Here is a 15,364-nt window from a genome sequence, read left to right as displayed (position 1 = left end):
GATACTGGGAGACCCTTCCGTGGCGAACGAAGACAAGTACCTCGACTACCTCAAGCGCGCGACCGCCGACCTGCGGGAGACCCGGCGACGGCTGAAGGAGGCCGAGGACCGCGGCCACGAGCCGATCGCCATCATCGGGATGGCCTGCCGGTTCCCCGGTGGCGTGCGGTCGCCGGAGGATCTGTGGGAGCTGGTCGCCGAGGGTCGCGACGGGATCTCCGGGTTCCCGGCCGACCGGGGCTGGGACCTGTCCGCGCTGTACGACCCGACGGGGGAGAAGCCCGGCACCTCGTACTGCCGCGAGGGCGGTTTCCTCGACGGAGCGGGCGAATTCGACCCGGCCTTCTTCGGGATCTCGCCGAGGGAAGCACTCGCCATGGACCCGCAGCAGCGGCTGCTGCTGGAGATCTCCTGGGAGACCTTCGAACGCGCGGGTATCGACCCCGGGTCCCTGCGGGGCAGCCGGACCGGAGTGTTCGCCGGGGTGATGTACCACGACTACGTCTCCCGGCTCGCCGCCATCCCGGAGGAGCTCGAGGGCTACCTCGGCACCGGGAACTCGGGCAGCGTCGTTTCCGGGCGGGTCGCCTACACCTTCGGGCTGGAGGGCCCGGCGGTGACGATCGACACCGCGTGCTCGTCTTCGCTGGTTGCACTGCATCTGGCGGCGCAGGCGCTGCGGCAGGGCGAATGCACGATGGCGCTCGCCGGCGGTGTCGCGGTGATGTCCACACCGGACACTTTCGTCGACTTCAGCCGCCAGCGGGGGCTCGCCGCGGACGGCCGCTGCAAGTCCTATTCGGACGGAGCGGACGGCACGTCGTGGGCCGAGGGCGTCGGGATGCTCCTGGTGGAGAAGCTTTCCGACGCGCAGCGGCTCGGCCACCCGGTGCTCGCCGTCGTCAGCGGCAGCGCTGTCAACCAGGACGGGGCGAGCAGCGGTCTCAGTGTGCCGAACGGCCCGTCGCAGCAGCGGGTCATCCGGCAGGCCCTGGAGAACGCGCGGCTTTCGGCCGGGCAGGTCGACGTCGTGGAGGGCCACGGCACCGGGACCACCCTGGGCGACCCGATCGAGGCGCAGGCGCTGCTGGCCACCTACGGCCGGGAGAAGTCCGCGGACCGGCCGCTGTGGCTGGGCTCGCTGAAGTCGAACATCGGGCATTCCCAGTCCGCCGCCGGCGTCGGCGGCGTGATCAAGATGGTGCAGGCGATCCGGCACGGTGTCCTGCCGCGCACCCTGCACGCGGACGATCCTTCGTCCAAAGTGGACTGGTCGGCCGGTGCCGTCGAACTGCTCACCGAAGCACGTGAGTGGCCCGAGACCGGGCAGCCCCGCCGCGCCGGCGTTTCCTCGTTCGGGGTCAGCGGCACCAACGCGCACACCATCATCGAGCAGGCTCCCGAGAGCGAAGACGTCGCGGGCGTGCCGCCCACCGGCGCCGTGCCCGCGGTCCTGTCCGCCAAGACCGCGGAAGCGCTGCGCGACCAGGTCACGCGGCTGCGCTCGCACGTCCTCGCCCGGCCGGAGCTGAGCGTCGCCGACATCGCCGCGTCGCTCGCCACCACCCGCGTGCTGCACGAGCACCGGGGTGCGATCGTCGCGGCCGACCGGGACCAGCTGCTCGCCGGACTGGACATCCTCGCCGCCGGCGCCACCACCGCCGGGGTCACCCACGGCGTCGCGGCCGACGGCCGGACGGCGTTCCTGTTCACCGGTCAGGGCAGCCAGCGGCGCGGGATGGGCCGGGAACTGGCCGAGCGGTTCCCGGTGTTCGCCGAGGCCTTCCGCGAGCTGTGTGCCCGGTTCGAGCTGCCGGTCGGCGAACTGTCCACCGAGGAGCTGGACCAGACGGCGAACACGCAGTGCGCGTTGTTCGCCTTCGAGGTGGCGCTGTTCCGGCTGGTGGAGAGCTGGGGCGTCAAGCCCGATCTCCTGGCGGGCCACTCGATCGGCGAGATCGCGGCGGCCCATGTCGCGGGCGTGTTCAGTCTCGATGACGCCGTGAAGCTGGTGTCGGCGCGAGGCCGCCTGATGCAGGCCTTGCCCACCGGCGGCGCGATGGTGGCGTTGCAGGCGACCGAGGCCGAGGTCGTCCCGCTGCTGACGGACCGGGTTTCGCTGGCGGCGATCAACGGCCCGGAGTCCGTGGTCCTTTCCGGCGACGAAGACGCTGTCGCCGCCGTGGTGTCCCGGTTCGGGGACCGCAAGCACAAGCGGCTCGCCGTGAGTCACGCGTTCCATTCTCCGCTGATGGAACCGATGCTCGACGAGTTCCGCGCGGTCGCCGAAAGCCTGTCGTACGCAGCGCCGCGGATTCCGATCGTGTCCGGTGGCAAGGTCGATGTGTCCACTTCGGACTATTGGGTCCGGCACGTCCGTGATGCGGTGCGATTCCACGATTCGGTCAAGTTCCTGGCAGCCGAGGGCGTCACCCGGTTCCTGGAGATCGGTCCGGACGCCGTCCTGACCGCGATGGCCAAGGAAAGCGCGGGGGACGCGGTCGTCGTCGCGGCCACGCGCCGCAACCGCGCGGAAGACGTCACGCTGCTCGCCGCGGTCTCCACGCTGCACGTCCACGGGGCGGCCGTCGACTGGACGCCGCTGCTCGCCGGTGCCCGCCGCGTCGACCTGCCCACCTATGCCTTCCAGCACCGCCGGTTCTGGCTGGACGGCCCGCTGAACGCCGAGGGTGACGCGGCGAGCCTCGGCCTGGGCGCCACCGATCACCCGCTGCTCGGAGCCGTCGTCACGATGGCCGACGCGCACGGTGTGCTGCTCACCGGGCGGCTTTCCCTCGCCGCGCAGCCGTGGCTGGCCGGGCACGTGGTCGCGGGACACGTCCTGCTGCCGGGCACCGCGTTCGTCGACCTCGTCCTGCACGCCGGGGACAAGGTCGACTGCGGGATCGTGGAGGAACTGACCCTGCGCGAACCCCTCGTCCTGCCCGAACACGACGCGCTCAGCCTGCAACTCGTCGTCGGCGCGCCGGACGAGACCGGCAGGCGCACGGTCGGCGTCCACTCCCGCCCCGAGGCCGCCGACGCCGAATGGTCGTGCCACGCCACCGGTGTCCTCGCCCCCGGCTTCCCCGACACCGACTTCAGCCTCGCCGCGTGGCCGCCCGAAGGCGCCGAGCCGGTCGCGATCGACGGCCTGTACGGCGCGCTCGCCGAGGTCGGCCTCGACTACGGGCCCGCCTTCCAAGGCGTCCGCGCCGCCTGGACCCATGAATCGGCCGTCTACGCCGAAATCGAGCTGGCCGACGCCGAGAAGGCCGACGCGGCCCGCTTCGGGATCCACCCGGCCCTGCTCGACTCGGCCCTGCACGCCGCCGGACTCGGCGCACTGGACGCCACCGAAGCCCGGCTCCCGTTCTCGTGGTCCGGCGTGAGCCTGAGGGCCTTCGGAGCGAAGGCGATCCGCGTGCGGCTGACCCCCGCGGGGCCGGACACGATCGCGCTGGCCGTCGCGGATCCGGAGGGGCGGCCGGTGTTCACCGCCGACGGCCTCCTCGTCCGCGCGGTCCCGTCGGGCGCTCTCACCTCCCGGAACCCGGTGCGCGACGCGTTGTTCCGGGTGGACTGGCAGCCGCTCGCCATGCCCGCCGAATCCGCTGAGCACGTCGTGGCCTCGTTCACCGGGTACACCGGTGACCTGCTCGGCGACGCCCACGCGGCCGCGGTCCGCGCGCTCGAACTGGTGCGTGCCGATCAAGGCGGCCCGAAACTCGTCTTCCTGACCAGTGGTGCCGTCGGGGAGGCCGTGCCGCATCCGGCGCAGGCCACCGTCTGGGGCCTCGTGCGCACGGCGCAGGAAGAGTTCCCGGACCGGTTCGTGCTCCTCGACACCGACATCGAGCCCACGAGCGAACTCGTCGCGGCCGCCGTCGCCACCGGCGAACCCGAACTCATGCTCCGCGAAGGCGTCCTGTCCGGTGCCCGGCTCGTTCGCGCCTCGCGTGCCTCCGCCGAACCCGGCGACATCGCGGGGACGGTGCTGGTCACCGGCGGCACCGGCGCGCTCGGCGCGGACCTCGCCCGGCATCTGGTGCGGTCGCGCGGTGTGCGGCGGCTGCTGCTCACCAGCCGTCGCGGTGCGGCGGCCCCCGGTGCGGACATCCTCCTCCGTGAGCTGACCGCGCTCGGCGCCGACGTCCGGATCGAAGCCTGCGACGCCGCCGACCGGGACGCGCTCGCCGCCCTGCTCGCCGATCAGCCGATCGCCCTCGCCGTGCACGCGGCGGGTGTGCTGGACGACGGCCTCCTCGGTGACCTGACGCCGGAGCGGCTCACCGCCGTCCTGAAGTCCAAAGTGGACGCCGCCGTACATCTGCACGAGCTGCTCGGCGACACCGAACTCGTCCTGTTCTCCTCCGCCGCCGGAGTGTTCGGCAACGAAGGACAGGCGAACTACGCCGCCGCGAACGCCTTCCTCGACGCCCTCGCCCGGCATCGGCACGCGAACGGCCTGCCCGGCACGGCACTGGCGTGGGGGATGTGGGCCGCCGGAATGGGCGACTCGCTCGGCTCCCGCCCCGGCTTCCCTGCTCTGTCCACAGAGGACGGCATGGCGCTCTTCGACGCCGCGACGGCGCTCGGCGACGCCGCGCTCGTCCCGATCCGGCTCGATCTGCCCGCGCTGCGTGCGCGGCTCGGCGGCGACGTGCCGCCGTTGCTGCGCGGCCTGATCCGGCCCACCCGCCGCGCCGCCGTCACCGGTTCGGCCGGTGCGCTCGCCGACCGGCTGGCCGCGCTCGCCCCTGCCGAACGGAGCCGGGAACTGCTGGAGATCGTGCGGACACATGTCGCCATCGTGCTGGGCCACCTCGGCTCGGCGGCGATCGACGCCGGGAAACCGTTCCAGGAGCTCGGCTTCGACTCGCTGGCGGCGGTCGAACTGCGCAACCGGCTGACCGAGGCCACCGGCCTGCGGCTGGCCGCGACCCTCGTCTTCGACTACCCGACACCGCTCGTGCTCGCCGAACACCTGCTGGAGGGGCTCGCCGGGAGCGGGCTCGCGGAAGCACCGGAAACGCCGGTGCGCACGAGTCCGGTCGACGAGCCGATCGCGATCATCGGCATGGCCTGCCGCTATCCAGGCGGTGTCACTTCTCCGGAAGAGCTGTGGGATCTCGTGGCCACCGGCCGTGACGGGGTCTCGTCGTTCCCGGTCAACCGGGGCTGGGACGACGTCTACGACGCGGACCCCGGCAAGGCAGGCAAGAGTTACGCCCGCGAGGGCGGTTTCCTGCACGACGCGGGCGAATTCGACGCGGCGTTCTTCGGGATCTCGCCGCGCGAGGCGCTGGCGATGGATCCGCAGCAGCGGTTGCTGCTGGAGACGTCGTGGGAGGTCTTCGAACGCGCCGGGATCGATCCGCACGGGGTGCGGGGAAGCAAGACCGGCGTCTTCGCCGGGGTGATGTACCACGACTACGCGGCGCGGCTGAACTCCGTGCCGGAGGACGTCGAGGGCTATCTCGGCACGGGCAACTCGGGCAGCGTGATCTCGGGACGGCTGGCCTACACGTTCGGGCTGGAAGGCCCCGCGGTGAGCATCGACACGGCCTGTTCGTCCTCGCTGGTCGCGATGCACCTCGCCGGACAGGCTTTGCGGCAGGGCGAATGTTCGCTCGCGCTCGCCGGGGGCGTGACCGTGATGGCGACGCCGAACACCTTCGTCGAGTTCAGCCGACAGCGTGGGATGGCCACCGACGGCCGGTGCAAATCCTTCGCCGAGGCCGCGGACGGCACCGGCTGGGGCGAAGGCGTCGGCATGCTCCTGCTGGAGCGCCTTTCGGACGCCCGCCGCAACGGCCACCGGGTGCTGGCCGTGGTCCGCGGTTCGGCGGTGAACCAGGACGGCGCGTCGAACGGCTTGACGGCGCCGAACGGGCCGTCGCAGCAGCGCGTGATCCGTCAGGCTTTGGCGCAGGCGGGCTTGCGTCCGTCCGATGTGGACGCCGTGGAAGCGCACGGTACGGGAACGACTCTTGGCGATCCGATCGAGGCGCAGGCTTTGCTGGCCACGTACGGGCAGGATCGTGAGGAGCCGTTGTGGCTGGGTTCGGTGAAGTCGAACCTCGGGCACACGCAGGCGGCCGCCGGTGTCGCGGGTGTGATCAAGATGGTCGAGGCGATGCGGCACGGCGTGCTGCCCAGGACGTTGCATGTCGATGAGCCTTCGTCCCATGTGGACTGGTCCGATGGCGCGGTCTCCCTGCTCACCGAGACGAGGGAGTGGCCGGACACCGGACGTCCGCGACGCGCCGGGGTGTCGTCGTTCGGGATCAGCGGGACCAACGCGCACACGATCATCGAGGCCGTCGAGCCGGAAGCCGCCGCGTCCGGAAGCCAGGATGTCGCGCCGTGGCCGCTGTCCGGCAAGACCGAGGAAGCGTTGCGCGCGCAGGCGGCCCGCCTCCACGACCATCTGCTGGCCAATCCCGGCCTGAGCGCGACGGACGTCGCGTTCTCCCTTACGGCTCGGGCGGATCTGGAGCACCGGGCCGCGCTCGTGGCCGGTGACCGCGACGGTCTCCTGGCCGCACTGGACGCGCTCGCGCACGGCGAGACCGCCGAGGGGATCGTCCGGGGAACGGCCCGGCACACCGGCCGGACGGCGTTCCTGTTCACCGGTCAGGGCAGCCAGCGGCTCGGGATGGGTATTGAGCTGGCTGAGCGCTTCCCGGTGTTCGCCGAGGCTTACGACGAGGTGTGTTCCCGGTTCGAGCAGCCGATCAAGGACTTGACGGCCGACGAACTGAACCAGACCGCGAACACGCAGTGTGCGTTGTTCGCTCTTGAGGTGGCGCTGTTCCGGTTGGTGGAGAGCTGGAGTGTCCGGCCGGACTTCCTGGCGGGGCATTCGGTCGGTGAGATCGCCGCCGCGCATGTCGCGGGTGTGCTGTCCCTCGACGACGCGGTGACTTTGGTGTCTGCTCGTGGTCGGTTGATGCAGGCGCTGCCCACGGGCGGCGCGATGGTGGCGCTGAGGGCGACGGAAGCCGAGGTGACCCCGCTGCTGACCGATCGGGTGTCGATCGCCGCCGTCAACGGCCCGGAATCGGTGGTCGTCTCGGGTGACGAAGACGCCGTCGCCGCTGTGGTCTCTCGGTTCGAGGACCGCAAGCACAAGCGGCTCGTGGTCAGCCACGCCTTCCATTCGCCGTTGATGGAGCCGATGCTGGAGGAGTTCCGCGCGGTCGCCGACGGCCTGTCGTATGCGGCGCCGCGGATTCCGATCGTGTCGGGTGGTCTGGCGGATGTGTCCACTTCGGACTATTGGGTCCGTCACGTCCGTGACGCGGTGCGGTTCCACGATTCGGTGAAGTTCCTGGAAGCCGAAGGTGTCACGCGGTTCCTGGAGATCGGTCCGGACGGCGTGCTGACCGCGATGGCCCAGGACAGCCTGGAGGACGCGGTCGTCGTCCCCGCCCTGCGACGCGACAAACCCGAGGTGACGACCCTGCTGACGGCGGTGGCCGGACTGCACGTCCACGGCGCCGACGTCGACTGGGGCCCGTGGTGCGCCGGTGCCCGCCGGGTGGATCTGCCCACGTATGCCTTCCAGCGCACGGAGTTCTGGCTCGACGCGGGTGCCGCGGCCGGCGATCTGACCGCGGCGGGACTGGCCGACGCCGGGCATCCGCTGCTCGGTGGCGCGGTGACCCTGCCGGATTCCGGCGGGACCGTCTTCACTGGCAGGCTGTCGCTCTCGGCCCAGCCCTGGCTCGCCGACCATGCCGTCGGGGAGACCGTGCTCCTGCCCGGAACCGCGTTCGTCGATCTGGCGCTCGCCGCCGGACGGCGGCACGGCCACGTCGTCCTCGACGAACTCACCCTGGAGAGCCCGCTGGTCCTGCCGGAGCACGGCGGTGTCGAGCTGCGCGTGTGGGTCCGCGAACCGGACGACACCGGCGCGTGCGCGGTCAGCGTGCATTCCCGCGCCGACGACGACGAACCCTGGATCCGCCACGCGGTCGGGACGCTGACCGAGGACACCGGCGCCGCCCCCGCCGACCTGACGTCGTGGCCGCCCGCCGCCGACGAGACCGACGTCGACGGCCTGTACGACGCGCTCGCCGACGCGGGCCTGAACTACGGCCCGGTGTTCCAAGGTGTCCGCGCCGCCTGGCGCGACGGCACGACGGTGTACGCCGAGATCGATCTCGACGAACGTCACCACGGCGACGCCGCCCGGTTCGGCCTGCACCCGGCGCTGCTGGACGCTGCCCTGCACACCGCCGGGCTCGGCGCGCTGAGCACCGAAGGCGGGGCCCGGCTGCCCTTCCTGTGGTCGGGTGTCTCGTTCACCGGCCTCGGCGCCACGAGCCTGCGCGTCCGGCTCACCGCGAAGGACGACACGCTCTCCCTGACGATCGCGGACGGGGCGGGGGCGCCGGTGGCGACCGTCGCCGGGCTGACCGTCCGCCGGGTCGACCCCGCCGCGTTCGGTGGCGGCGCCGACTCGCTGTTCCGGGTGGAGTGGGTCCCGGTCCGTGCCCGTGCCGCGGACGTCGCATATGTCGTCCGGTCCGAAGTGGACAGTGTGACGGACGTGCACGAGGCGACGGCGCAAACGCTTGCGGCGCTCCAATCCTGGCTCGCCGACGAAAGCGACGCCACCTTGGTCGTGCTGACCAGCGGCGCCGTGTCGGTGGCGGGAGAGGACACGCGTGATCTCGCCCGCGCCGCCGTCTGGGGGCTGGTGCGGTCGGCGCAGTCCGAGCACCCGGGCCGGATCGTGCTCGTCGACACCGACACCGACACCGACACCGACACAGCGGACCTGGCCGGGGCCGTCGCCACCGGCGAGTCACAGTTGGCCATCCGCGACGGGAAGCTCTGGGCGCCGCGTCTGGCGAAGGGCGCGCCCTCCAGTGCCACACCGCGTTTCGACCCGGCCGGGACCGTCCTGCTCACCGGGGCCACCGGCGCGCTGGGCCGATCGCTGGCCCGGCACCTGGTCTCCGGACACGGCGTGCGGCACCTGCTCCTGGTCAGCCGCAGCGGCGCGACCGCCCCCGGCGCCGAGGACCTGCTGGCCGAACTGACCGGGCTCGGCGCCTCCGCGGTCCTGGAGTCCTGCGACGTCGCCGACCGGGAAGCCCTCGCGCGGCTGCTGGCCGGGATCGACCCCGGACATCCGCTCACCGCCGTGGTGCACGCGGCCGGCGTCCTCGACGACGGCTTGGTCGGCAGCCTGACCCCCGAACGGTTCGACGCCGTCCTACGGCCCAAGGCCGACGCGGCGCTGAACCTGCACGAACTGGCGGGCGACGTCGACGAGTTCGTGCTGTTCTCGTCGGCGGCGGGAACGTTCGGCAACGCCGGGCAGGCGAACTACGCCGCGGCGAACGCCTTCCTGGACGCGCTGGCACAGCACCGGGTGGCCAACGGGCTCCCGGCCCGGTCACTGGCCTGGGGCCTGTGGGACACCGACGACGGGATGGACGCTTCCGCCGCCGTCGCGAGGCTCACCGGTTCCGGCCTCACCACCGAAGAAGGGCTGCGCCTGTTCGACACCGCGGCCGACGGCGTCGTCCTGCCGATGAAGCTCGACGTCGCCGCGCTCCGCGCCGAACTCGGCTCCGACGTGCCGTCCCTGCTGCGCGGGCTGATCAAGGCGCCCGCGCGGCGCTCCGCCGGGGCGTCGGCGTGGAAGCGGCAGCTCGCGGGACTGTCCGAAGAGGACCGTGACGCGCGCCTGCTCGAACTCGTGCGGACACAGGTCGCCGCGGTGCTGGGCTACTCCGGCCCGGAGGACGTGCCGTCGGACCGGGCGTTCACCGAACTCGGCTTCGATTCGCTCACGTCGGTGGACCTGCGGAACCGGCTGAACTCGGCGACCGGCCTGCGCCTGCCCGCCACCCTCGTGTTCGATCACCCGAGCTCCGACGCGGTGGTCTCCCGCCTGCGGGAGGAACTGTCCGGCGGCGCGGCGGCGGCCGCCGCCGTCACCACGGCACCGGTCGACGAACCGATCGCCATCGTCGGCATGGCCTGCCGGTTCCCCGGCGGTGTCCGGTCCCCGGAAGACCTCTGGCGTCTGGTCAGCGAAGGCCGTGACGGCATCACCCCGTTCCCGGCGGACCGGGGCTGGGACGTCGAAGGCCTGTACGACCCCGAGGTCAGCAGGCCGGGCACCTCCTGCACCCGCTACGGCGGATTCCTGCACGACGCCGGGGACTTCGACCCCGGGTTCTTCGGGATCTCGCCGCGTGAGGCGCTGGCGATGGACCCGCAGCAGCGGTTGCTGCTGGAGACGTCCTGGGAGGCCTTCGAACGCGCCGGGATCGACCCGGCCACCCTGCGCGGCTCCGCGACCGGTGTGTTCGCCGGGGCGATGTACCACGACTACGTTTCGCGACTCACCGAGATCCCGGCGGATCTGGAGGGCTACCTCGGCACGGGGAACTCGGGCAGCGTGATCTCGGGACGTCTCGCCTACGCCTTCGGGCTGGAAGGCCCGGCGGTCAGCATCGACACGGCGTGTTCGTCCTCGCTGGTCGCGATGCATCTGGCGGCGCAGGCGCTGCGGCAGGGCGAATGCGGCCTGGCGCTGGCCGGCGGTGTCGCGGTGATGTCCACTCCGGACACTTTCATCGAGTTCAGCCGCCAGCGCGGGATGGCGCCCGACGGCCGGATCAAGGCGTTCTCCGAGACCGCGGACGGCACGGCCTGGGGCGAGGGCGTCGGCATGCTGCTGCTGGAACGGCTTTCGGACGCCCGCCGCAACGGCAGGCGGGTGCTGGCCGTCCTGCGGGGCACGGCGGTGAACCAGGACGGCGCGTCGAACGGGCTCACCGCGCCGAACGGGCCGTCGCAGCAACGCGTGATCCGTCAGGCACTGGCACAGGCGGGCTTGCGTCCGTCCGATGTGGACGCCGTCGAGGCGCACGGGACCGGGACGACACTCGGTGACCCGATCGAGGCGCAGGCTCTGCTGGCCACCTATGGGCAGGATCGGGAGGAGCCGTTGTGGCTCGGCTCGGTGAAGTCCAACCTCGGTCACACACAGGCCGCCGCCGGGGTGGCGGGGGTGATCAAGATGATCGAGGCCATGCGCCACGGGATCCTGCCGCGCACCCTGCACGCCGAAGAACCATCGTCCCATGTGGACTGGTCCGAAGGCGCGGTCTCCCTGCTCAGCGAAGCACGTGAGTGGCCGGACACCGGACGTCCTCGGCGCGCCGGGGTTTCGTCGTTCGGGATCAGCGGGACCAACGCGCACGCCGTCCTCGAAGCGGACGGCTCCGGGGACGCGGCACCGGCCGGTCAGCCGGACGTACTCGCCTTCCCGTTGTCCGCCAAGACCCAGGACGCTTTGCGCGGGCAGGCGGCCAGGACGCGTGCCCGGTTGCTGACCGGAGACGCGCCCGAGCTCGCCGACGTCGCGCACACCCTCGCGACACGGGGACTTTTCGAGCACCGGGCGGTGGTCACCGCCGGTGACCGCGACGGGCTGCTCGACGCGCTGGCCGCGCTGGCCGGGGGAGAACCGGGCGACTTCGTCACCGGTGTGGCGAAACCGGGCGGGAAACTCGCGTTCCTCTTCACCGGCCAGGGCAGCCAGCGCGCCGGGATGGCCGACGAGCTCTCGGCTGCCTGCCCCGTCTTCGCTCAAGTCTTCGACGAGATCTGCGCGCGTTTCGACGCCCTGCTGGACCGCCCGCTGCGCGAGGCGCTCGCCGGTGACCTGGTCGACCGCACCGAATACACCCAGTGCGCGATGTTCGCCTTCGAGGTCGCGCTGTTCCGGCTCGCCGAGGGCCGGGGCATCCGGCCGGACTTCCTGGCCGGGCATTCGATCGGGGAACTGGCGGCGGCCCACGTCGCCGGGGTCTGGTCGCTGGAGGACGCCTGCACCGTGGTCGCCGCGCGAGGCAGGCTCATGCAGGCGCTACCGCCGGGCGGTGCGATGATCGCCGTCCAGGCCACCGAGGAGGAGATCCGGCCGCTGGTCGACGACGAGACCGTGTCGATCGCCGCGATCAACGGCCCGGTGTCGGTGGTCGTCTCCGGCGAAGAGGCCGCCGTGACCGCGCTGGCCGCCGGGTTCGCCGAACGCGGCCGCAAGACCAAACGGCTCACCGTGAGCCACGCGTTCCACTCGCCGCTCATGGACGGGATGCTCGGCGAGTTCCGCGCCGTGCTCGACGGGATTTCGGCCGCCGAACCGCGGATCCCGCTGGTGTCCACACTGACCGGCGAGCCGCTGACCGGCGACGAAGCACGGTCGAGCGAGTATTGGGTCCGGCACGTGCGGGACGCGGTGCGATTCTGTGACGCGGTCCGGACGCTGGAGGCGCACGGCGTCCGGCGTTACCTGGAACTCGGCCCGGACGCGCCGCTGACCGCCCTCGGCGAGCACTGCGTCACGGACGAGTCCACTGTGGACGCCCCGCTGTTCGTGCCGTCGCTGCGCGCCGGCCGGTCGGATGTCGAGTCGTTCGTCGTCGCGCTCGCGCGGCTGCACGTCGACGGTGCCCGGGTCGACTGGGCGAAGGCGCTCCCCGGCCGGAAGATCGATCTGCCCACCTATGCCTTCCAGCACGAGCGGTTCTGGCTGCGGCCCGCCGCGCCCGCGGTCGGCGACGTCACCGGACTGGGGCAGTCGCCCGCCGGGCATCCGCTGCTCGGTGCGGCGGTCGAGGCGCCGGACAGCGATGCGGTGCTGTTTACCGGCAGGCTGTCGGTGCAGGAGCAGCCGTGGCTGGCCGACCACGTCGTCGCCGGGACGACCCTCCTGCCGGGTACGGCGTTCGTCGAACTCGCGCTGCGAGCCGGTGAGCTGACCGGTTGCGCGGCCATCGACGAACTGACCCTGGAAGCGCCGCTGGTGCTGCCGGACCACGGCGGTACGGCGCTGCGGATCGTCGCCGCCGCACCGGACGAGTCCGGCAGGCGCGCGTTGGACGTCTACTCCCGCCCCGAGGAGGGCGACTGGATCCGCCACGCCACCGGCACCGTGTCACCTCTGGCGGCGAGCGCGCCGTTCGATCTGTCGGCATGGGCGGCCGCCGACGCCGAGACCGTCGAAACCGACGGCCTCTACGACGGCTTGGCCGCCGCCGGTCTCGAGTACGGCCCGGTCTTCCAGGGACTCCGCTCCGCCCAGCGGCGCGGGGACGACATCTGGGCCGAGGTCGACCTACCCGAGGACACCACGACCGAGGGCTTCGGCCTGCATCCGGCGTTGCTCGACGCCGCCTTGCATGCCCTGGGCTTCGCCGGAGGAGGCGAGCAGGAGGCCGACGTGGCGGCCGGCCGTGTGCGCCTGCCGTTCGCCTGGTCCGGCGTCCGGCTTCACGCCTCCGGTGCGCGCGCCCTGCGGGTCCGGCTGTCCCCGGCGGGGGAGAACGCGGTCTCGCTGGTCGCCGCCGACGAGACCGGCAGGCTGGTGGCCACAGTGGACGCCCTGACGCTGCGTCCGGTCTCGCTGGAGCAGATCGGCGGGCGGCAGGGCAGCCACGAGTCGCTGTTCGGCCTGGCCTGGGCGCCGGTCCCGCTCGATCCCACCGCCCCGGTGGCCGCGAGCTGGGCCGTCGTCGGTGTGGACGACTACAAACTCGACGCCGCGCTCACCGCCGCCGGCTATCGCGGGCAGGCTCACGCGAATCTGGCCGACGTGACCGATCGGGTGCCAGAGCTGGTCTTCGTGTCTTGCGCGCCGGACCACAGCCAAGGCCTGGCCGCCGCCGCGCACACCGCCGCCCACCGAACGCTGGACCTGGTCCGTGCGTGGCTGGCCGAGGACCGGTTCGCCGGTTCCCGGCTGGTGCTGGTCACCGGTGGTGCCGTCGACGAACCGGCGCAGGCGGTGATCTGGGGCCTGGTCCGCTCGGCGCAATCCGAGCACCCCGGCCGGTTCGTACTGGTCGACCTCGACGAACAGGACGCGTCGTATCGCGTGCTGCTGCCCGCCCTCGCCTCCGGCGAACCGCAGCTGGAGTTGCGCGAGGGCACGGTGAAGGCGCCGCGGCTGATCAAACCGGCCGTGACGGCCGCGGAAGACAAGGCGCCGACGGACGGGGCCGTGCTGATCACCGGCGGCACCGGCGCGCTCGGCGCGGCACTGGCCCGGCATCTGGTCACCGCGCACGGGAAGACGCGGCTGGTGCTCGCCGGCCGCCGCGGCCCGGACGCGCCGGGCGCGGGCGAGCTGGCCGGCGAACTGCGCGATCTGGGCGCCGAGGTCGCGGTGGTCGCTTGCGACGCGGCCGATCGTGAAGCGCTGCAACGACTTCTGGCCGAGCACCCGGTGACCGGCGTCGTCCACGCCGCCGGTGTGCTCGACGACGTCGTCCTCGACGGCCTCACCCCGGAACGGCTCGACGCCGTCCTGCGGCCGAAGGTCGACGCCGCGGTGAACCTGCACGAACTGGCGGGCGACGTCGACGAGTTCGTGCTGTTCTCCTCCGCGGCGGGCACCTTCGGCAATCCGGGACAGGCGAACTACGCGGCGGCCAACGCGTTCCTCGACGCGCTCGCCCGGCATCGCCGTGCGCAGGGGCTGCCCGCGACGTCGCTCGCCTGGGGCCTCTGGGCCGGTGACGGGATGGCGGGCGGCATGTCCGGACGCGACCTGGACCGGATGACGGCCTCCGGCGCGGGCGCACTGTCCACAGAGGAGGGACTGGCGCTGTTCGACCTCGCGGTGACGGCGGCCGAACCGGTCCTGTTGCCGATGCGGCTGGACCTCGCCACCCTGCGGGCCGGCCTCGGCGCCGACGTCCCGCCCCTGCTGCGCGGCCTGATCCGCGGTACCGGCAAACGCGCCGAGACCGCCGGTTCGCCGACCGGGGACGCGCTCAAGGCCGAGCTGGCCGGGATGACCGGGGAGGAACGCGCCGCGGCACTGCTGAACCTCGTCGCCACGCATGTCGCCGCGGTCCTCGGGCACGCCGGCCCCGAACAGGTCGATCCGGCCAAGGCGTTCACGGAACTCGGGTTCGACTCGCTCGCCGCGGTCGAACTGCGCAACCGGGTCAACGAGGCCACCGGCCTGCGGCTGCCCGCGACGCTGGTCTTCGACCATCCGACCACCACCGCGGTGGCGGAACTGGTCGGCGCGGAGATCGTCGTGGACGACGCGCCACCGCCGCTGGGGGTGCTGGCGGAACTCGACCGGCTGGAGGCGGCGTTCGCCGGGGGAAGCCCGGACGACGCGATCCGCGGCAAGGTCAAGGACCGGCTGCGTGCCCTGCTCGCGGCCTGCGATCCGGGCGAGGGCACCGAATCCGTGGCGGATCGGCTCGAAGACGCCTCGGACGACGAAATGTTCGAATTCATCGGCAAGGAACTCGGGATCTCCTGACTTGGGGGCGGAAATGAAAGACACCGAGGACAAACTCCGGTA

The 15,364-nt window shown here is 72.4% G+C and carries 1 protein-coding gene; it reads left to right on the top strand.

Translation table 11 applies throughout. The features are described 5' to 3' along the window. The first annotated feature begins 19 nt into the window (after positions 1-19). On the top strand, positions 20-15,322 hold the full coding sequence (locus MJQ72_RS25485; protein WP_240593535.1) for a type I polyketide synthase: 15,303 nt from the start codon (positions 20-22) through the stop codon (positions 15,320-15,322). Positions 15,323-15,364: the final 42 nt, after the last annotated feature.

This window comes from Amycolatopsis sp. EV170708-02-1, from assembly GCF_022479115.1.
GTDB lineage: Bacteria > Actinomycetota > Actinomycetes > Mycobacteriales > Pseudonocardiaceae > Amycolatopsis.
Note: the sequence above shows the minus strand (reverse complement) of the source record. Positions and strands in the feature narration are given on the sequence as shown.